This window comes from Thalassotalea loyana (assembly GCF_030161435.1).
Taxonomy (GTDB): domain Bacteria; phylum Pseudomonadota; class Gammaproteobacteria; order Enterobacterales; family Alteromonadaceae; genus Thalassotalea_G; species Thalassotalea_G loyana.
Window position 1 is genome coordinate 50,094 of sequence record NZ_BSSV01000006.1, and the last position, 20,197, is coordinate 70,290.

The following is a 20,197-nucleotide window of genomic DNA, read 5'->3' on the forward strand; positions in this document are numbered from 1 at the left end:
CCCTAAAAAATTACTAATACAAGTTATTATTTTTTCATGGCCGTGCTCGCAATACTGGCCATATGAAAACATTTACGCCATTAAAAATTGCCTTAGCGCAATTAACTGCTAGCCCTTCGGTTGATGAAAACACCGCCATTGCTGCGTTGACCTTTACCGTGGGGGAAATCGACCCAGCCAACTCAAGCCGCGTGCAATTACTACCTGATGGCCACTTCAAAGCTAAAGATGGTCGCCCTTGGGAAGTTCCAAATAACCAGTGGTTGATGGATAACTTAGCCTTTGAGCTCATTAAAGACGATGCCGCCAAACGTGAAAACCCGTTTCACTTTGACTACGAGCACCAAACGCTGCACGCCGAATACAACGGACAACCGGCACCTGCTTCAGGTTGGTTTAAAGAATTTGATTATGTCCCAGGTGAAGGCTTGTTTGCCATAAATGTTGACTGGACACCCAAAGCCGGTCAGCACATCAAGGACAAAGAATATCGCTTTGTGTCAGCGGTGTTTCATTACGACAGAGAAACGGGCCGAGTGCTGCAAATCCTCCATGCAGCGCTTACCAATGATCCCGCACTTGATGGCATGAAAGCCGTTGAAGCCTTGAGCGCAAAAAAACATTTAACCACTCACAACAACCCAACGGGAGAATCCCCTATGCCTGAGTTACTAAAAACATTGCTGGGCAAGCTAGGTATTGAAGTTAACGACGACTTCAATATGAGCGACGCTGCAGCGCTTAAAAAAGTAGAAGACGATGTGACTACCGCATTAGCCGCGTTAACGACGAAAGCGGACCGTGCTGGCACGTTAGAAAAAGACTTGAACACAGCCAACCAAACGGTGGCTGCACTAAAAGCGCAGTCAGCTGAGCCAGATGCAACAAAGTTTGTCCCGATTGACAACTATAACGCTTTAAACACTGAGCTTGCTGCTTTAAAAGCCGGCAAAGATGAAGAAAGTGTTGAGCAACTGCTTGAGAAAAACGCCGACAAAATTACCGGCCAAGCTGACCGCGCTTATTTAGAAAGCGTAGGTAAAACTCAAGGTGCTGCAGCGCTTAAAGCCATGCTTGAGCCACGTACCCCCATTGCAGGCTTAACCAACAAGCAAACGCAAACAAACACCCCTCAAGGCGGCGGGAAAACCTTAAGTGATGCGCAAATTGCGATTTGTAAAGCGACAGGTATTTCTGAAGCTGAGTTTTTAAAACAGCTTGACGAGCAAGGAGAATAACCATGGCTTTAACCAAAGACAGAGCAACGCCTCGTCGCGCAAATGTCGACTTTAGCGACCCAGTAGCTGCTGGTGAAGAAATTCATGCCGGTGCCATTGTCATGCTAAATGCGTCGGGCAACGCGGTAAAAGGCGCGGTCGCCACCAACTTAGTTGCCCGTGGTGTGGCACAAGCCCACATTGACAACGTCAACGGCGCAGATGGCGCGATGAGCGTGCCAAGCATGAAAGGCTTATTTCGTTTTAACAATGCAGGTTCAGTAACGCGTGCACATATTGGCGATACTGCTTATGTGGTAGATGACGAAACAGTAGCTGAGACAAACGGGGGTAGTACCCGCTCAGCATTAGGTGAAATTAAAGACGTAGATGCCTTAGGCGTTTGGGTTGAGATTGCATAAGGAAGAACAAGATGATCATTAACCGTACCAACTTAAACGCGTTATTCGTTGCGATTAAAACGTCGTTTAACCAAGGTTTGAACGATACCAACAGTTACTACATGAAAGTAGCCACTATGGTGCCGTCAACCACCTCAGAAGAAAAATATGCTTGGTTAGGCCAATTCCCTCGTTTTCGTGAGTGGTTAGGCGATAGACAAATTAAAAACTTAGCTGCACATGATTACGCAGTTAAAAACAAAAAGTTTGAATCAACCATTGGCATTCCACGCGACGATTTAGAAGACGATACGTATGGCGTATTTACTCCGCTGTACGCTGAGATGGGCTATGCAGCCGCCACACATCCAGACGAGCTCGTATTTGCCTTATTAGCGAACGGCTTTAATTCACTTTGTTACGACGGCCAAAATTTCTTTGACACCGACCACCCTGTGGGTAATGAAGATAACGGCGTTAAGTCTGTATCAAACATGCAGGCAGGTGCAAGTGAGCCTTGGTTCTTGCTTGATACTAACCGCCCATTAAAGCCACTGATGTTCCAAAAACGTCGCGATTACGACATTAAGTCGATTACTGATGACGGCTCAGACCATGTCTTCTTGCGCGATGAGTTCCTTTACGGTGTTGATGCGCGCGTAAACGCAGGTTTTGGTTTATGGCAATTAGCCTTTGGCTCAAAAGCCACGCTAGATGCTGCCAACTTTAAAGCGGCTCGCCAAGCCATGCAGTCGCAAACCTCCGATGAAGGCCGCAAATTAAATGTGCGCCCGAACCTATTGGTGGTAGGTAATGCCAACCAGAGCGCTGCTGAAGAGCTAATTAATTCTGAAAAGCTCGATAACGGTAAATCTAACCCACTGTATAACGCGGTAGAAATTTTAGTGGTGCCGTGGCTCGACTAATAACTCCCTTGGCTAGTCAGTTTCCTGTTTGCTGGCTAGCCCTTTTTATTCATTAGGAGAATAGCAAGATGACACAAATTTTAATTTTTATATGTGTGCTAAGTGCCATGCATAACGGCTATCGCCGTGCAGGCTTTGATCTAAAAAAAGGTAAGAATGAGCTTGAAGTTACACAAGCGCAATTTGAACAACTAGACGCCGACCCGAATTTATCGGTCAGTAAATTGGATAACGATGCCATTAAGGATAATCGCGATTCACAAGGAGGTGGCCCTTCGGGGTTGAGCCCAGATGACATTGTGATGGTGGATTTAGAAAAAGCACCCGCGAACTTAGCACCATTTATTGCCTCGATTATCGCCCTAGCGGGTGAAGGTGGCTCAATGGCTAAACGACCAAGCTGTAAAGAGTTGGCCGTGGAAGTTGATGTTGACGGTAAGTTAGAGGCAATTACGCCAAGTAAAGAAGACGCTGATGCTGCCTTTGCCTGGTACCAAGAAAACGTTGTGAGCAAACAAGGTAATAGCTAATGACGCAATATTGCACCAAACAAGGGTTAATCGATCGCTTTGGTGAAGGTGAGCTTATTGAGCTCACCGATCGCGAGAGCTTTGGCGACATTAACGATGATGTGCTTAACCGGGCGATTAAAGATGCCAGTGTTGAAATGGATGCGTACTTATCTCGCTTTAATTTTACCGCTGATAACTTACCGCAAGTACTCTCACCAATTGCGTGCAATATTGCCCGTTACTACTTATACGACAATGCGCCAACGGAGCATGTGACGCGCCGCTATGAAGACGCCATTAAGTTCTTAAAATCGGTGAATAAAGGTGAAATTACCATTGGTAACACCGAAGCTGGCACGCCGGTACCAACCCAAGAGCTGCCGGAAATTCAAAGTGGCGGTAGCGTGTTTAGTCGTAAGAATAGCCAAGGCTATATCTAAGTTAGGGTGAGCCATGTTAAGCGTGATTGTTAAGGAGCTAAAAAACGCCGAGTTAAACGGTAGAGCGTTATTTGATGTGGCAGACGAAGCGGTTGATTTAGCCAATATCATGAAAGGCAAATTACAACACCAACGTGTGGCCTATGTTTTTGAGCAAAGCCGTGTACCGTCAGGTAATTCACGAGATGCCGGTGCGCCACCCATGCAGCGTATTACGACCACTTATGCCGTGGTAGTAGGCGTTGCCCGGGTGAACGATGTGAAAGGCACTAAAACGGTGAAAAAAACCGAAGATGTGTTGGTTGCCCTGCGTAATTGCTTATTTGGTTTTACCCCTGCAGATAACGCTGAACCACTGATTTTAGGCAATGCCAACACCGTGGGTTTTAGCGACAACGCGCTTTGGAAATTAGAGCGCTTTATTACAGAGCATTATGAGGTATCGACTCATGTTTGAAATAAATAACACCACAAAAGCCGACATTAAACGTGCCGGCATCATCTTTAAGCCAGGTATTACAAAGCAAACGACTCTAAGCGCCGCACAACGCGCACAAATTGAGCGCTGTGACGAGCTAACCGTGTTAGTTGTTGAGCCAACGAGCAATACCAGTAAAGAAGACAGCAAAAAAGGAGCGAAATAATGGCACGTAAGTTCAAGTTTAAATATGCCGTCATTGCCTTAGCCACCGGCGCATTTGCCGTGGGTAGTGATTATATTGTCCAGGGTGATACACCTGTTGCCATGTTAAGTACAGGTGCTGAAATATCGCCCTTTGAAGGTGAAGAAATTGACCGCGAGCTCGACGATGGCAACACGGGCGCAAGTAAAGTATTACTCGTTGGTACGCACGTTACCATGACAATACCAGTAGAGCTTGCCGGCAGTGGTACTAATACCTTGCCCGTTCCTTATAGTCCATTAGTACAAATTTGTGGCCGTGATGAAGTTGCTGGTGCTAGCGATGTGACCCACACGCGCATTATTGATGGTAGCGAAAAAGATGCCACCATATATTTCTATCTTGATGGTGCGGTACACAAAGTCACGGGTTGTCGCGCCAAAATGTCCATTGCAGGTAAAACGGGTGAGTTGGCTAAAACCACCTTTGAAGTAACCGGCCTTTATCAAGGCGTTGCGTCAAACACATTTGTTAAACCTAATGTAGCGGCCTTTCAAACGCCTGCGCCTATCGGTAACGCAAGCACCACCTTTAGTTTGGATGGCAATAATTACGTGCTTAAAAGCTTTGAATTTAACGACGGTAACGAAGTGGAATATGCCGATAACGTTGGTGGTGAAAAGGTCGATATTACCGACTTTAATCCGGACGGCACGATTACCATTGAAGCGCCAGATCCAGATGATTTTAACCCGTTTGATGTAGCAGAGGCTCATGCCTTAATGCCGATTTCGCTGACCCATGGTAGCGCGGCAGGTAACCAGGTCAACATTGCCTCACCCAATATTCAATTAGGACGCCCAAGCCATGAAGAGATCAACGGCACGGTGTGCTATAGCCTACCGTTTAAATTTATTGATGACTTTGTGATCACCACAAGCTAGGAGTTGTTATGTCGCAATTTAAAGTACACACCGTAAAGAGTTTGCTCTGGCCAATTACCGTGCAAGTGCCTGTTGATTGTGAAGCAAATGACGACGGCCAGTTTGTTGGTCAAAGTCGTGAGCATCATTTTGTTGGCAAGTTCGCGATGATCACCGATGCAGAGTTTCAAACCCTGTTTATTGAGGGGGGCGATGTTGCGGTATTAAACAAGGTGTTAAAAGCCGTGGGTAATGATAAAGACAACCTCACCGCCAATAAAAACACCTTTAAAGAGATGCTTGCCTTGCCGTTTTATCGCAAAGGTATTTTTGAAGCCTACCAAGACTTTTTGCTTGGTGGACAGGAAAAAAACTAGTTGAAGCAGCGTTGCTATGGATGGCACCTGCGCTTAGAACGAATCACGACATCAAACAAATGCATAAGGAATTACAAGCATTTGGCATTGATGAAAACACTATTGCAAAGGAGCTAAAGCAATTTAACCAACCAAGAGCCTGCGAGTTGTTGAGTGAGAATCTTGACACCTTTATGTGGTTTACCCAGGTGGATGATTTGCTTAAGTACCAAAATGGTGTGTGTTTAGGGTTAGACGTACTGGCGGTTAAGGCCGATTGTGAGATGAGCCAGCGCGAGGTTACCCCAACCCAATATAAACATTTACGAGCCATGGCAAGTGCGGTGGCACACAAGCTGAATGAACGATTAGAGCGTGTTTAATGAATGATATGAAGGTTGGCGTTAAATTTGAAGTTGATAAAGGCAACTTTAAAGGTGATGTAAATCAAAATGCTAACGCGGTTGAACATTTTGGTAGCCGAGCCAAACAAGCATCGGGGAAATCCCGTGAGTTGGGCGTAGCCTCGAAAAACACTAGCGTGCAAGTTGCCGGTTTTGGCGCACGTGTGACCAATACAAGTTCACAGTTAAATCAGCTGTCAAATCAAAGCCTACGCACACAAAGAAACCTTAGCCAACTCTCAAGCCAATCACAAATCACATCAGTATCGATGCAGCAAATGACGTCGATGGCATTAGGGTTGGTAGGTGCGTTTCAAACAGTAAATATTGCCACGAGTTTTAAAACAAGATTAGCTGAGTTACAAGACATGGAAGTTAGGCTAAGAAATCTTTCACAAAGCTCACAAGATTATGCCGACAATGAAAAATACTTAGCACAACTTGCTCAAGAGCATTCGAAAAACATCATCAGCTTAGGTGATTCGTATAGCAAGTTACTTGCCTTAGAAAAGGGAAATCTAGTAACGAGAAAGGAGTCTCGCGAGCTATTAGAGGGTATGAGTGATGCTGCTAGCGCATTAGGTGCGGATAGTACGCAACTTGAGCAAAGCTTGTTTGGTATGGCACAGGGCTTTAGTGCTGGTACGTTGCAAGCCCAAGAACTTGGTCAAGTAACAGACCCGTTACCCAGTTTATTACAAGCACTAGATAAAGCCGCTAATCTAGCCTCAGGCGGCTTTAAAAAACTCGTAGTTGAAGGCAAAGTTACTAGCCAGTTATTCAAGCAAACTTTGATCAAGGCGCTTAAAGAATATGAAGGAGCTGCTGCAAGTACGTTTGAAAATATTAGCGCTCGACAAGAGCGATTAGTAAATAAATATTTTGAAATGGTGAAAGCCTATGAGGCACCAATTAGCTTTGCAATTGGTGAAGGCTTTGATATCGCTAATGCCTCAATGGAATTGTTCACTGATAATACACAAACCATTACCACGTTAGTACAAGGTGGTTTAGTGATTGCGCTTGGGCATGGTATTAGTGCGTTAACCTCGTTTACTGCAGCTAAGGTAAACAATGTTGCCTCCACTCAAAGCCAGTTAGTTGCCAATGCTCAACTTGCAAAGTCTGAGCAACAACTTGCGGTTGCCAGCCAAGCTCGCGCTGTACAAGAGCAAGCAGCAGCTAAACGTCAATTAGCGAATGCAAAATCAGCCTACGCTCGCACCGCTGCAATTAAAAACTTAGCCATTGCCAATGGTCAACTTGCGGCAAGTGAGCGAGCGTTAACAGTAACCACGAACAACTTAACCCTTGCGACCAATAAACTTAGTATTGCGCGTCGAGGATTAAGCACGCTATCAAGTTTACTTGGTGGATTACCTGGCATTTTAACGATTGCTGCTTTTGGTATGTACTCATTTGCCCAAAATAGTAACCAAGCAAGGCAGGAAGCGTTAGCACTTTCAAATGAAATTAAGGCGCTGTCTGAAAACTACCGCTCATTAAGCTTGCTGCAGCTACAATCGCAAAATATTGACCTAAGTAAGAATATCGAAAATCAACGCGCTGAAGTGACCCGTCTAAGCCAAAGTATTGAAGTACTCGAGGTCGAATCACAAGGCTATTATGACAGAGAATTAAAGCGTTGGATTGAGTTGCCAGGTTCAACCGAAAAAGGTACAGAAAAAGTCATACAAGCCAAAGCAAAACAAGAAAAAGCCACCCAAGTGCTTAACGAGCAACTTGCACTGCAAGTGAAGTTGGAAAAGCAAATTATTCATTTGCAAAATGGCGGTAAGCCATCACCGACGCAAACACCAAATAAGGTAGTGCCTCTGACACCACCAAATACTGCAGATAAGCTTAATCAGCAAGCCGAAACGTACTTAAATAACTTACACAAACAAACGGTGTTGTTAGGCGACAAGTCAGAAGTTGCGCGTCTTGCCTATGAACTAGAGCACGGCAGTTTACAAGGCATTAATGAGGAAATGCGTAAAAAGCTTGAGCTACAAGCCAAGGAGCTTGATGCCCAGCAGCGAAAAGCCGAGTTAATGCGCCAATTTGAACAAACCGCAAAAGCCATTACTGCGCCAACGACGGCTGAAGGTCGGGAGCAACAAACCCATGATAGCCGTGTTTCAATATTAGAAAATACGTTGCAAATAACGCCTGAAGATGAAGTGGCGCAACGTCAACGCATTCATGCATTACTCGAGCAAGAGCATGAACGCCATAAGCAAGCACTTGAAAGTATTGAGGCGCAAAAGAAAGCCTCACTTCTTGGTAATGCATCGCAACTCTTTGATGGGTTAGCAGGTCTTGCCTACAGCTTTGCTGGTGAGCAATCTGGCATTTTCAAAGTGATGTTTGCTGCAAGTAAAGCATTCGCGGTGGCAGAAAGTATTATCAAAATTCAACAAGGTATTGCTAATGCAGCTGCCTTGCCATTCCCAACCAATATACCAGCAATTGGTCAGGTGATTTCAGCAACCTCTAGCGTACTGAGCACGATTAAAGGTACACAATTGCAAGGGGTAGCACACAACGGATTAAATCGGGTACCGGCCAGCCACGAAGGAACTTTTTTACTGCGTAAAGATGAAATGGTACTCAACCCAAAACAACGCGATAACTTCGAGTATTTGGTGAACTTTGCAAAGCAAAAACAGCCAAGCCAAGGAATAAATAACGTTGTGAAAATTGAAAATCACTTCAACTTATCCGGGAGTGAAAATGAAAACAGCATTCGTCAAACCGTTGAAATGGCAACAGAGCGCATGCGAGCAGAGTTAATTGAAGATTTAAGCTCTGGCGGTGTTATTACCCAACATATGAGAGCAGCAAGCTAATGATTATCGAATTACCCGATATTATTCCAAGTAAATGTGGCTTCAATATACGACCAGCAAGCCAGGTTAATATCAACCCATATAACCAAGTTGAGCAAGTGTGGGATGAGCCTGGTGACCGGTGGGTTGCCACACTTGAATGGAGGGTCATTAAGCATGATGAAGGTCGGCAGATACGCGCTGCACTTAATGCATTGCGCGGCTCGGTTAATTTACTAAGAGTAAAAGATTTTGCTCACAAAAATAGTGGTACCTGGAGTGGCTCTCCACGTGTAAATGGTAACAACCAATACGGCACAACATTATATATTCGAGGCATGACAGCTAACCATACTTTTGGACGACTTGGTGACCGATTTCAATTAGGTGAACGCATTCACGAATTAACAGAGGATGCCACAGCTGACGGCACGGGCAAATGCTGGCTTAAATTTACACCTGAGATTATTAATCCCAAAGCCGATGGCGATATCCTATCGTTAACGAATATTGCCGGCTTGTTTTTCATTGAAGATCCGAGCGATATTCCAACTTTTTCTGGCAGCGCCCGGGTCTTTCGTAACGTGTCCATTCGACTCAAGGAGGCGCTACGATAATGCGTTATTCATCCACCATTCAGGACGCCATTACTAACGGAGATGCGCAGCGTATTCTGTACTTTCTAGAACTTGATTGGGGAGCTAGAGGCTGGGTAAGAGTTCACACAGGCTTAGGTACAAGGCGCTATGATGACAATGAGTACATCGGCGTTGGCGAGCTTGGCAACATTGGACGTGTTGTGGAAGATGCGAGCTATTCTCCCAAACGATTGCAGGTCAGCTTAAATCTCACTGACCCTTCATTGATTTCTGATGTTAAATCTGACGATCCAATTGGTAAAGACGCAAGAATGCACATTGTTGTTTTAGATGACAACAGACGAATCATCGATGGGGATGTTTTATTCGATGGTGCTATCGGAGATTTATCCATTTCAAAAGGGGCAATTGCCACGGTTTCTTTATCATTAGTTGACTGGATAGAAATTTGGAATCGCCCAATCGAAAACGCCTTATATACCGATGCCGCTCAACAGCAAAAATTCCCAGGAGATAAGTTTTTTGATCAGGTTGAATTGCTGAGTTCGCGACCGATTAACGCGGGTTTACCAGGCACATCGGTTGGTGGTGCCGGTGCTGGTAGCTTCGGCGATGGAAACGGTGGCCGACGTAAAAGGTTGCACTAATGAAAGCAGTAGACCAAGTCATCAAACAAAAATTACATAAACCCTTTAAGTGGGGGGAGAACGATTGTTGTCTGATCGCAGCAGACTTGGTTAGCGCGATGACCGGACAAGATCCCGCCGCTGCATTTCGTGGTACTTATGACAGTGAAGTCGGCGCATTAAAGATAATCGCCAAACATGGTGGCAGCGTTGAAACACTGCTCGATAGCTATCTAAGTGAACCAAAACCAATAAACCAGGCAAAAACAGGTGATATTGCATTGTTGCTCAATGAACGAGGACAACAGCAAGCCTGCATTGTGTTTAGAAGTGTCGTTTATGCGCCTGGTGAAAATGGCCTTGTACGAAAGCCCTTAAGTCAAGCATTGAAAATATGGAGTATTAAATCATGCCACCAGTAGTCGTAGCAGTCGCAGCTGGGGTTGCAGCAGGTGTTGCAGCCGCTTCTGTTGTTGTTGGTATCGCCGCAGGCGTTGCTGCGGTAGCGTTAACTTCAGCGTTAAAACCTGATCTTGGTAGCGCATCAGAAAGTCTCAACCAGGCACAAAATTTAGGTACCGGCACAATGCAGCCGCGCAGAGATATATATGGCGAAACGCTTGTTGGTGGAGCTATAGTCGGCTATGGAAGTTATGAGGATGATGATGAAAACCTGCATCATGTTATGGTGATCCCTATTGCCGCCCATGCGTGTGAATCGGTATCGGTATACGACATTGAAGGCCAGGTCCTGGCTGAAGATCCTATCTTGCAAACAAAAGTCGCCTTGCACGTCAAACTAGGTGACCAAACCACGGCTTGTGACGTTGCTTTACGCTATTGCGACGGTTGGACGCAAGACCATATTGGTAATGGTATCACCTATGTAACTGCTGACATTATTGCTGATCCTGATTACTTTGCTAATGGTGTTAATTCAATTCGCTTTAAAGTCAAAGGGAAATCAGTCTACGACCCACGCAAAGATAGTTTAAATGGAGGCTCAGGTAGTCATCGTGTAAATGACGAATTGACCTGGGAATGGAGCGAAAACCCAATTCTGTGCTCAATGGATTACATTCGTTTTGGTGGCTATAAAGAGCAACCTATGTCGCGTTTTGATATTTCAGACATCTCAGCACAAGCTAATGCATGCGACGAACTGGTCAATTATACGGATGAAAATAATATCGCCAGAACAGAAAAGCGATTCACCTGTAATGGCACGCTAGCCAAAGATCAAAGCCCGAGTGAGAACCTAAAACGTTTACTGTCAAGCATGGGGGGTAAACCCTACAACTATAGCGGTAAAATCTATTTGAAAGCTGGTGTTTACCAAGGCACGCCGACGATGACGATCGATAAATCGATGGCAGCAGGTATTATTTCATATCAACCGCACACACCAATTAAAGACCGCGTTAATCTCGTTAGAACGTCATTTGTTGACCCCAAACGTTATTACCAAGCCACCGATGCAACGCCAACCAGCAACGACGCATATCGTGCGCAAGATGGCATGACCTTAGAGCAAGAATTAAGGCTTTTTTGTACGGATAGCGAAACGATGTGTCAGCGCTTAGGAAAAGGATTCCTTGAACAAAATCGAGAGGGTTTTACGATTAACTTTCCACTGGATGCAACTGGCCTTTTACTGCAACCAGGCACGAATTATTTCATTAATTTACCCGAAGATGGGTTAAGCAATGTAGAGTTTTGCTGTGAGAAGGTTCAATGGGATCCAAAAAAGAAAATCGTTAATACCATTTTTAAAAAAGATGGTAGCGAATTATACCCTGATGATTTTGAGCCTAATGAGCGTAAACGAAGCGGTAATAACTTTATCAGTGATTCCTTTGCAATGCCTTCGTGGCAAGTTGAAGATATCCTTTATACGGCTAGCTCCGACGAAAATAGAAATGAGCAAGGTGTTTTATCGTGGAATTACCCATTACAAGGAGTGAGTTACGATGTACAAATTCAAGTATTGAATCCTACCTTTATTTCCCACACTGATGACAGATTCAATCCGCAATCACCCTTGTATGATGCTGAATACCAATTTGAACCACAGTATTTAACTGTTAAGTCATATGCGACTCAGGATAGATCCATTTCTATCAACGGCTTACAAATCGGCAATTATCGTATTCGCTTAGTGGCCAAAAATAGAAGTGGCCGCCAAAAAGTGGCCACCATCGCGTTAGTCATTAATAATGAGCCGATTACGAACCCTGCTCGTTTTACCTGGCGAAAATATAAAGTGCGTCTTGAGCAACCATACATGACGGACGACCCAACGGGTGCGATTTATGAAGGTATTGCCGAGCATCAAATATCACCAATTGAAAGTGATGATCCAGATGATTATGTTTGGCGAAAAATTGGCTTTGATATTACCAAAGAGCGAACGCCGATCGCGATGTATTACTTTGAAACCAATTTAACAGCCTGGTCAGATAGCGAAGCCTTAGCAGGTTTACGAGAAGCATTAGAAGATCCGACAGCACTTCCGATACATGGTGACCGTATCGTATTGGTAAATGAGGATGCTAACTATGACGAAGGTAAATGGTATCACGAGGATAGCGGTTGGACAGGTTATGTATGGAAAGCGCCAAAGGGAAACCGATCTTATTTTCCAAAACCAGTGAAATCGCTTGGCAAACTGACAAATTTAAAGCCAGTATTGAACGCGAGTATAGTATTGAACCTTGATGGAACACTGGCCTCAGAGGATGAAAATGGCAACCCGGTTAACCTAGGGTTAGTGAACAAAGCAGGCTTAGGCTTGGCCAATGTAGAAAACAAATCGAGTGCTCAAATTAGAGGTGAATTAAGCCAAGATAATATCTTAAATGCAGGTGGCGAAACACCTACAGGTGCTCAAGATAAAGCCAATAGCGCATTGAATAATGCGAAAGCGTATGCCGACACAAAAGGCGAAAATGTCACGCTGTATACTATAGAAGGTTTAGCACCGCACGTTATGCCTAGTGGCTCGCCATTTGCCAAAGGCTTTGCTACATCGGTTGCTTTATACCATTATTCTTCAGCCAGTGACCTTATCCCTGTTAGACGCGGTGAACAACTCCATTTAGAAATATGGGCTAAACAACTTGGCACTACTGCTCGCGCGTATATGGGAATTGAGCGATACGACAGAAACAAAAAGCCTATATCAAGTAATTCGGGATGCGTATATGTTGGGCTTGCTAATACGCTCATTGCGCAATCATGGACGAAGTATACTGGCTCAACAACTTTACCTTTAACACACTCGCCATATAACGGTTCAGACGGCCAAGAAGTTTGCTTTGTTCGCGTTAGGCTTTTATTCAATTACCAAACCACAGGCCAAGCCTATTATTCTGGCTTTAGATTGTATCGTCATTTAGATAAGAATCAGGTTGGTCTTGATAAGGTAGAAAATAAGTCAAGCGAAACTATTCGTGATGAATTGACAAATGAGAATATTAAATCAGCTACCGGTTGGCAAGATACTCCGGAAAGTGGTGCAACTAAAAACACCGGCGCGTTAGCGAATCAAGACAATCTTTACGACCAAACACAGATCCCGATGGTTAATTCAGCAGGAGCACTCGTTACAATTAGTGGCTTATCAATTACCGCAACAACCGATTGGGAAGGTATTGCGTCACAAATCACCATCAGCGCCCACACCGTAAGGTTCGGCCATGCCGAAATAACTTATAACGCAGGAACGGCTTGGCAAAGCGCAAATAAGCTCGTTTATATCTATTGTGATGATCCTAGTTATGCGGGTGGTGGGGTCTCTTATATTGCAACACAAAACAAAATCGATTTAACAAAAAATGTTGGCCGTCGCTATGTGGGCAAAATTTTTACACCGGGCGCAAATGGTAACGGCGGTGGAAGTGCTGGCGGCGGATTACAACCATAAGGATTTACTATTCATGTCATTAGTCTATCAATTAAATACATCATTCAACCAACTGGCCGAAGGTGAAAAAGTTTTCGATATAATCGATGGTACTTATGTTGGGAAAAAAGTAAAAATTGGCATTTTACGTCAGGATATAGACCAGGACGAAAACGGCACAATTGATCACATTGCAATTGTGATCAGAGCGCAATTTATTGACGATAACGGCGCTTGTTTAGTCTCAAGTACCGGCGTTAAGTATGAGATCCCATCTTTTACGAATACCGTTCCTTTAGCGTTAATTGCAGAAACGAGTTTTACCATTACAGATTTACTAACCACAGCAACCAACCAGGCCATTGAACGCGTTGTGAATCACCACGCGGCAATTGACGCCTGGGCTCAATTACCTTCACAAGCCTAAGGAGAGGTTTATGCCAATTTTTAAAGTGTTTCAACAATTGCTCGGTTATGTGCTTATTGGGTTACCCATGAGCTTGCTGATGTTACCGAGTTTGATTGCCTTTAACAGGTCAACACATATCAAGCGCAGCTGGTTAGCACTCGATATTTTTATCGCTACACTTGCCCATGGCACGTTACGAAGGACAATTTCAGGCTTAACAGGCGAACGTATGCACAAGCAAAAACGATACTACTACCAAGCGCTCGTTATCGACTTTCTAGCCAAACTTGTTGGCGATGGTCCAAACCACTGTTATCGCGCCTATTTATGGGAGCAACGACAAGGTCTTGTCAATGCATAGCTTTCTTGCCTTGGAGATGGCCTTAATTCCACAAAGCACCAAAGATAATGTGCCAACCTTTTGGCAAGGCCGCTTTAGCAATGATGGTACTCTAATGTTAATCGATGGGTATAACGAAAATGGCGAATTAACACACCCGAGTATTGTTTTACTCGCATGGCTGCAATGGTCTTCCGAACCCGAAGCAATAATGCAAACACTACTTGCTACGGCAATTGAATATAGTAAAACGCAGTTTAGAGCTCTAACAATTGATCCGACGTCAAAATGGTTTGTCGACATGAGTGAGGACGTATAATGGCTGATGCGCTCAGACTTGACGGTGGTAACGACCATCTTGTTACCAAGCAATTTGGATTAAATGTAGGTTGTATTCTTGAAGCTAAATTTAGAATGCTATCCAACCAAGCTTTCGCGTTTATCTCTGCCGGAAAGTCGGCTACTAATGCATATGTTCGCTGGAATGGCTCAACGCTACGAGCACGAGGTAGTGTTACTGGCGCAACAGTTGCCGTACCAGGTGGCATAGATATCACTGATGGGCAGTGGCACATACTGCAACTTCATGTTGGTGCAACCAGTCATAAGTTTAATGTCGATGGAGTAGATACAGCGAATATTTCCGGAAACGTGTCATCACCTTTGCACACGACTATTGCTGCCTTTTATAACTCTTTTTTTGATGGCGATATTGAATACATCAAGATCACCAATAATAGTGGTGAAGAAAGAAACTGGGATGCTAAATCATCAACATTTGGTCCTGGTTCAACGGTGTTAGTCGATACAATTGCTGGAGAGCATGCGACAGGCATTGGTTTTCCAACAGATGGTAGCCAATGGATTGTCATTGGTGGCGCCCAACAAATCGAATACGCTGATATGTCGGTCGCCTGTAGTATCGAATCAATGGCACTAAATATTAGCACTAGCATTGCATATAAGAACGCGAGCATTTCTTCTTTTGTTCAGTCATTGAGTTTGCAGCGTAAAGCGATATTAGCCTACGGTAATTCAAACATTAGCTGTGTCATAACAAATGTTGATGCGAGTCGAACGACGAGCGTAACCTATAAAGGACTTGAACTATCAACATTAATAAAAGGGTATGAAGTATCTCGCTATACCACACTCGACTACGAAGATAGTGATTGTGCAACGATAATTGACAATATTGTGCTTAGCACAGCCAACAACATCCAACTTGAATACACAAACACTCGTGTAGCAACAGCAATTGAAACTGTTGAGTTGATGCGTAAAACAGCTATTAACTACATTGATGGCGTTATTCATTCATCAATAGATAATAAAAACATTTCGTCAAATATAACCTTGAGTTATCAAAAGGCGACAATTGCAAGCAAGATTGAAAGAAAGTCACTCAGCCGAAAAACCCTATTGGATTATGGGATGACTAACCTAAATTCTGAAATTGAAAATTTGGATATTACTAGGTTTACATCGCTTAGTTATATCGACTCTACCATTATTAGCAATATCGATAATGTGGTTTTAGTAAACGAAACCATGCCTGATTTTGATGACGATGATTTAACTTTATTTAGTGCCACGTTTCACTACCAACTCCTTAATAACACAACTCACTTTGAGGTAATTAAAGCATGACAAAATTTATACATGATGAAGTACTTGATGCTCCAATAGATAAAATCATAGCAGAAGCAGATAGAGTTATTTGGATAGACACCTTTTCAAATGACTATACGACTATCACCACAAATGCCATAGGTTCATATATACCAACAATCACCAAAGCCAATGGTGACACATCTGGCCGCAAAGGCACGATTCAAGCTTCCTCTGGAATTTCAGTTGATGCCGATGGAACATTTAATCACTTCGCTGTGGTGGATGACGATGCGTCTAAAGTGCTATATGTTGGTGAAGCTGGCGCAAGCAAGCCACTAACGGTTGGCGACACCGTCGACGCACCAGCGACTGATATAGAGTTTTCTGACCCATCGTAAGGATTGAGCCATGCTAAATGAAATCATCTACCTTGGCAGTGACAATGAAATAGAGTTGATCATCAGCCAAAAAGGCGGTGACAAAATCAATTTTATTTCAGCTGGCACTACTCGAATGGAACTAACCCTTGGCGACATAATCGTTAACAGTGACACAAGTAGGTTAAACTACTTCAACGACGGCCGTGTCGTATTAAAGCTAGGCGACGTTCCAGGATTGGATGTAAAGCAGAAACTACCAGTTAAACTAAAAGTATTCGATCCTGCCCATCCAAAGGGACAAACAATAATACATCCCATGATGCATAAAAGTAAGCTCACTCTTTTAACTACAGAGTAAACAAAAGCCTTTGGCTCAACACCAAAGGCTTTTTATTATCCGCAACGCTCTTTCAAATAATCAAAAACGCAGTTTTCGCAGTTTTCGCAGTTTTACTCAAAAGTTTTCGCGCCCCGCATCACTTTTTTGTTTGCAGAACAAATAACAAACGACAGATCCATTTTGTTTGCACATTTGAATGCTAACCTTCGCGCAATTGGTAAATATTTTCTATTTAAGATTGGAGTATGGGGTAGTGTTAAATATGAAAGGTCTATTAGCTTGTATATTGCTTGTTGTTACGATGAACAATGCACACGCAGGCTTAATTTTGTTCGATGATCGCGACGCGTTTGAATTAGCTGTTGCGGAACAGCTTAGTTTTGAAGGTTTTAATGTAAAAGGCGTAACGAATCCTGATTTCGATTTTGTATCTGGTAAAAAAGGGTTTTCGTCGTCGAGCAGCCAAATCAGTGAGGGCGATTACTCAATTAAAGTCATGGAGAAAAATACCCTAACACTGAACTTCAATTATGATGTGTTTGCCTTCGGTTTTGATGTTAATGAACTCAATGCAACAAACCTCAATTATGTAGATAGCGCAGGCAATGAAATACTTGATGCACTTAAAGTTACCGATATTTGGTATGAAAGCACCTTTTTCGGCGTATTGAGTGATACAGCGATTACGTCGTTTTCACTAGTAGGTTCAGGTTCAAGTTCTGCATCATACGGTTTTGACGCACTAAGCTACACGGCAAACCCAGTGACTGTTAGTGAGCCAAACACGATTCACTTAATCTTTTTAGCGATCTTGCTAATGTTGATCACAAATCAATTACGCAAAAAGCTGAATTAGTTTTACTGATTCAGCTTTTTCCAATCATCAGTTAAAAGCCCAGAATACCCCCAATTCTCTTCGTCAATTTCTTGAATGACAATATGGGTATATTCGGGCTTTTTATTAAGTACGCGATTAAGTGATTGGGTAATGTCCTTTACAAGCTCGGCCTTTTGATCACGCGTTGCTCCTTTAGTGATTTGTACGTTTACGTATGGCATCCATTATCTTCCTTTCCTCGTTATTCTAACGCTATTATTTAGTCCCGATCATCTAAAGTAAACTAGCAATCTGCACATTGCTATTGCAATTCGCATTGATAATTGCAAATCAATGTACGAAATAAAGTAACTTAGACCTTTATCAGGTGGCAATTAGTTAAACTAAACAATGGCTTATCGATATTAATATTGACGTTGAATAAAGCTGGCCTAGTTATCGCTTCTATTACTGTGAGGAATTACGGTGATAAGGGTGGTGTTGTAATGAAACGCTTATACGTTGCACTGATATCGTTATTGGTTAATGCTGATGTAATAGCTGAAGAACTTGAGTTTTATGACTTTTCTGATGTTACTAACATAACGCTTAACGGCAGAGCACTTGACTTAAATCCTAATAATGATGGTGCACTTAGCTTAACAGATGATTTATGGCAATCGAGTAGTGCGTTGTTTACACAGGCACTTACCCTCGATAACCTCGCATCATTTAGCGCAGCCTTCCAATTTCAAATAACTGACCCACAAGGCATCTATGATAATGACGGGCAGGGTGCTGATGGCATAACTTTTATCGTCCAGGCAAATCCGAATAGCGTCGGCCAATTTGGTGGGGGAATAGGGTATCAAGGGTTAACAAATAGCGTCGCCGTTGAACTCGATACATGGCGAAATCCTGCGTTTGATGGTAACAGCGGGAACCACGTTGCTATCAATAAAGATGGAAACATGCAGCCTGTTGTTCTAGCTGATATCGATAACAGAATGAATAATGGTGAGTTATGGTCAGTTTGGGTCGATTATGATGGCCTAAACGAAATAATGGAGGTTAGGGTCGCGGAGAACAATGTCCGACCTAAACAAGCAAAGTTAAGTGCTAACATTGACCTTCAAGAAACGTTAGGTACGTCCATCGCCTATGTTGGTTTTACCTCAGGAACAGGAGCTGCAGGAGGTGACCATGATATTGTTAACCTGCAATTCTATGATGACTATAACCCCGTTACAGTGATAACTGTCGACGAGCCAGATACTAGGATTCTGTTTGCTTTGAGTATAGGGATGTTCGTTATATTTGGTAGGTTACCTAACCGAATGGCATAGTGTCATATAAATAAAAAGGCAGCCTAATAGCTGCCTTTTTGAATCAAACGTTCTTTATTTTCCACCGTTAGCAATGATTTGACGAGCTATGTCGTCAGCAACTTCGCCTGTTGGTTTGTTTAACGTATCTGCTTTGCTGAATACATCTAATAAGGTGTCATAAATCTCTTCGACCTTACGTGTTGCTTTATCAACACAGTAATCTTCTTCAAACGATACGTTGATGATACCACCCGCATTAATAACGTAATCTGGTGCGTAAAGTATACCGCGTTCAACAAGTGCTTGATCATGACGAGGTTCAGCAAGTTGGTTATTCGCACAACCTGCAACGATTTTAGCTTTGATGCGATCAATGGTACTGTCATTGATTGTTGCACCTAATGCACAAGGCGCATAAATGTCTACGTCTTGGTCATAGATTTCATTCAAACCTACGATTTCTGCACCGTATTGTGTTGCAACTTTGTCTAAAGCTTCTTGGTTTAAATCAGTAACAACTAGTTTTGCGCCAGCATTGTGTAGGTGTTCACAAAGATATAAACCGACACTACCTAAGCCTTGAATCGCAACACGCAATCCTGATAAGTCATCAGTATTCAGTTTGTGTTTAACCGCAGCTTTAATGCCTAAAAAGGTACCAAGTGCGGTAAATGGTGCAGGATTACCACTTTTACCTTCAGTACCCGTAACAAAATCTGTTTCAGTATTTACGATCGCAATATCACCTGTCGTGATGTTAACGTCTTCAGCACTTACATAACGACCAGCTAAACCATTTAATGCACGACCAAATGCTTTGAATAGTTTCTCTGATTTAATCTTTTTGGCATCACCAATGATCACAGATTTACCACCACCCATAGAAAGGCCGGCCATCGCGTTTTTATATGTCATACCCTTAGATAAACGCAACACATCTGTTATCGCTTCTTCGTCACTAGCGTAATCCCACATACGACAACCACCAACTGCTGGGCCAAGCTTAGTTGAATGAACTGCAATTATAGCTTTTAAACCAGACTCATCATCGCTACAAAATACCACTTGTTCGTGGTTATCAAAGTCTTTTAAATCAAATAATGCCACGGCATATTCTCCGATTATTGTGTTACTTAGACTTGATTATTATTCCTCATGTGAGGCTCTATTCTTAGTGACTAAGTAACTGATGTAATAATTGTGCGCA

The 20,197-nt window shown here is 43.2% G+C and carries 25 protein-coding genes; 23 read left to right on the top strand and 2 right to left on the bottom strand.

The features are described from left to right. Positions 1-62: 62 nt before the first annotated feature. From QQK05_RS13100 to QQK05_RS13205, 22 genes are all read left to right on the top strand, one after another. Entirely contained in the window at positions 63-1,238 is a 1,176-nt protein-coding gene (locus tag QQK05_RS13100) for a phage protease (RefSeq protein WP_284299349.1), read from the top strand. A 2-nt stretch (positions 1,239-1,240) separates the two neighbouring features. Then, positions 1,241-1,639: a hypothetical protein gene (locus QQK05_RS13105; protein WP_284299351.1), complete on the top strand. Its 399-nt coding sequence runs from the start codon at positions 1,241-1,243 to the stop codon at positions 1,637-1,639. A gap of 11 nt (positions 1,640-1,650) precedes the next feature. After that, the gene (locus QQK05_RS13110; protein WP_284299353.1) at positions 1,651-2,544 is read left to right on the top strand and encodes a Mu-like prophage major head subunit gpT family protein; all 894 of its coding nucleotides are present in this window, start codon (positions 1,651-1,653) and stop codon (positions 2,542-2,544) included. A gap of 68 nt (positions 2,545-2,612) precedes the next feature. After that, positions 2,613-3,074 carry an HI1506-related protein gene (locus QQK05_RS13115; protein ID WP_284299356.1) on the top strand — a complete coding sequence of 154 codons (462 nt, stop codon included), beginning with the start codon at positions 2,613-2,615 and terminating at the stop codon, positions 3,072-3,074. Continuing rightward, the gene (locus tag QQK05_RS13120) at positions 3,074-3,496 is read left to right on the top strand and encodes a gp436 family protein (RefSeq protein ID WP_284299358.1); all 423 of its coding nucleotides are present in this window, start codon (positions 3,074-3,076) and stop codon (positions 3,494-3,496) included. Before QQK05_RS13115 ends, QQK05_RS13120 begins: the two co-directional genes overlap by 1 nt. 13 nt (positions 3,497-3,509) lie before the next feature. Next, positions 3,510-3,953: a phage tail terminator protein gene (locus QQK05_RS13125; RefSeq protein WP_284299360.1), complete on the top strand. Its 444-nt coding sequence runs from the start codon at positions 3,510-3,512 to the stop codon at positions 3,951-3,953. After that, positions 3,946-4,140, top strand: a complete 195-nt coding sequence (locus tag QQK05_RS13130) for a hypothetical protein (protein ID WP_284299362.1) — start codon at positions 3,946-3,948, stop codon at positions 4,138-4,140. The genes QQK05_RS13125 and QQK05_RS13130 overlap by 8 nt, the downstream gene beginning before the upstream one ends. Further along, positions 4,140-5,063, top strand: a complete 924-nt coding sequence (locus QQK05_RS13135; protein ID WP_284299364.1) for a phage tail tube protein — start codon at positions 4,140-4,142, stop codon at positions 5,061-5,063. The genes QQK05_RS13130 and QQK05_RS13135 overlap by 1 nt, the downstream gene beginning before the upstream one ends. A gap of 8 nt (positions 5,064-5,071) precedes the next feature. Further along, positions 5,072-5,419, top strand: coding sequence for a hypothetical protein (locus QQK05_RS13140; protein WP_284299365.1), 348 nt, complete (start codon positions 5,072-5,074; stop codon positions 5,417-5,419). A gap of 20 nt (positions 5,420-5,439) precedes the next feature. Then, positions 5,440-5,781, top strand: coding sequence for a hypothetical protein (locus tag QQK05_RS13145; RefSeq protein ID WP_284299367.1), 342 nt, complete (start codon positions 5,440-5,442; stop codon positions 5,779-5,781). Then, positions 5,781-8,654: a tape measure protein gene (locus tag QQK05_RS13150; RefSeq protein ID WP_284299368.1), complete on the top strand. Its 2,874-nt coding sequence runs from the start codon at positions 5,781-5,783 to the stop codon at positions 8,652-8,654. The genes QQK05_RS13145 and QQK05_RS13150 overlap by 1 nt, the downstream gene beginning before the upstream one ends. Then, positions 8,654-9,250 (top strand): hypothetical protein, encoded by a 597-nt coding sequence (locus tag QQK05_RS13155; RefSeq protein ID WP_284299369.1) that lies wholly within the window; start codon positions 8,654-8,656, stop codon positions 9,248-9,250. The genes QQK05_RS13150 and QQK05_RS13155 overlap by 1 nt, the downstream gene beginning before the upstream one ends. Beyond that, positions 9,250-9,879 carry a hypothetical protein gene (locus QQK05_RS13160; RefSeq protein ID WP_284299370.1) on the top strand — a complete coding sequence of 210 codons (630 nt, stop codon included), beginning with the start codon at positions 9,250-9,252 and terminating at the stop codon, positions 9,877-9,879. The genes QQK05_RS13155 and QQK05_RS13160 overlap by 1 nt, the downstream gene beginning before the upstream one ends. After that, positions 9,879-10,280 (top strand): DUF6950 family protein, encoded by a 402-nt coding sequence (locus QQK05_RS13165; RefSeq protein WP_284299371.1) that lies wholly within the window; start codon positions 9,879-9,881, stop codon positions 10,278-10,280. The genes QQK05_RS13160 and QQK05_RS13165 overlap by 1 nt, the downstream gene beginning before the upstream one ends. Continuing rightward, complete coding sequence (locus tag QQK05_RS13170) at positions 10,268-13,783, top strand: phage tail protein (RefSeq protein ID WP_284299373.1); 3,516 nt, start codon at positions 10,268-10,270, stop codon at positions 13,781-13,783. The genes QQK05_RS13165 and QQK05_RS13170 overlap by 13 nt, the downstream gene beginning before the upstream one ends. A gap of 13 nt (positions 13,784-13,796) precedes the next feature. Then, a complete protein-coding gene (locus QQK05_RS13175; RefSeq protein WP_284299375.1) occupies positions 13,797-14,189 on the top strand; it encodes a hypothetical protein in 393 nt (130 codons plus the stop codon). 10 nt (positions 14,190-14,199) lie between these two features. Continuing rightward, entirely contained in the window at positions 14,200-14,532 is a 333-nt protein-coding gene (locus tag QQK05_RS13180; protein ID WP_284299377.1) for a hypothetical protein, read from the top strand. Then, positions 14,525-14,830, top strand: a complete 306-nt coding sequence (locus QQK05_RS13185) for a hypothetical protein (protein ID WP_284299379.1) — start codon at positions 14,525-14,527, stop codon at positions 14,828-14,830. The genes QQK05_RS13180 and QQK05_RS13185 overlap by 8 nt, the downstream gene beginning before the upstream one ends. Next, entirely contained in the window at positions 14,830-16,161 is a 1,332-nt protein-coding gene (locus QQK05_RS13190) for a hypothetical protein (protein WP_284299381.1), read from the top strand. Before QQK05_RS13185 ends, QQK05_RS13190 begins: the two co-directional genes overlap by 1 nt. Further along, positions 16,158-16,523 carry a hypothetical protein gene (locus QQK05_RS13195; RefSeq protein WP_284299382.1) on the top strand — a complete coding sequence of 122 codons (366 nt, stop codon included), beginning with the start codon at positions 16,158-16,160 and terminating at the stop codon, positions 16,521-16,523. The genes QQK05_RS13190 and QQK05_RS13195 overlap by 4 nt, the downstream gene beginning before the upstream one ends. 10 nt (positions 16,524-16,533) lie before the next feature. Beyond that, entirely contained in the window at positions 16,534-16,863 is a 330-nt protein-coding gene (locus QQK05_RS13200; RefSeq protein WP_284299383.1) for a hypothetical protein, read from the top strand. Positions 16,864-17,107: 244 nt separating this feature from the next. Further along, positions 17,108-17,701 (top strand): hypothetical protein, encoded by a 594-nt coding sequence (locus QQK05_RS13205; RefSeq protein WP_284299385.1) that lies wholly within the window; start codon positions 17,108-17,110, stop codon positions 17,699-17,701. Between the two features lie 2 nt (positions 17,702-17,703). On the opposite strand, the gene QQK05_RS13210 is transcribed toward QQK05_RS13205, so the two are convergent. Continuing rightward, entirely contained in the window at positions 17,704-17,904 is a 201-nt protein-coding gene (locus tag QQK05_RS13210; RefSeq protein WP_284299386.1) for a tautomerase family protein, read from the bottom strand. A 264-nt stretch (positions 17,905-18,168) separates the two neighbouring features. On the opposite strand from QQK05_RS13210, the gene QQK05_RS13215 reads away from it, so the two are divergent. Further along, positions 18,169-19,008, top strand: a complete 840-nt coding sequence (locus QQK05_RS13215; protein WP_284299388.1) for a lectin-like domain-containing protein — start codon at positions 18,169-18,171, stop codon at positions 19,006-19,008. 54 nt (positions 19,009-19,062) lie between these two features. Here the strand turns inward: QQK05_RS13215 and QQK05_RS13220 are convergent, their stop codons facing one another. Next, on the bottom strand, positions 19,063-20,097 hold the full coding sequence (locus QQK05_RS13220) for a Leu/Phe/Val dehydrogenase (protein ID WP_284299390.1): 1,035 nt from the start codon (positions 20,095-20,097) through the stop codon (positions 19,063-19,065). Positions 20,098-20,197 lie beyond the last annotated feature (100 nt).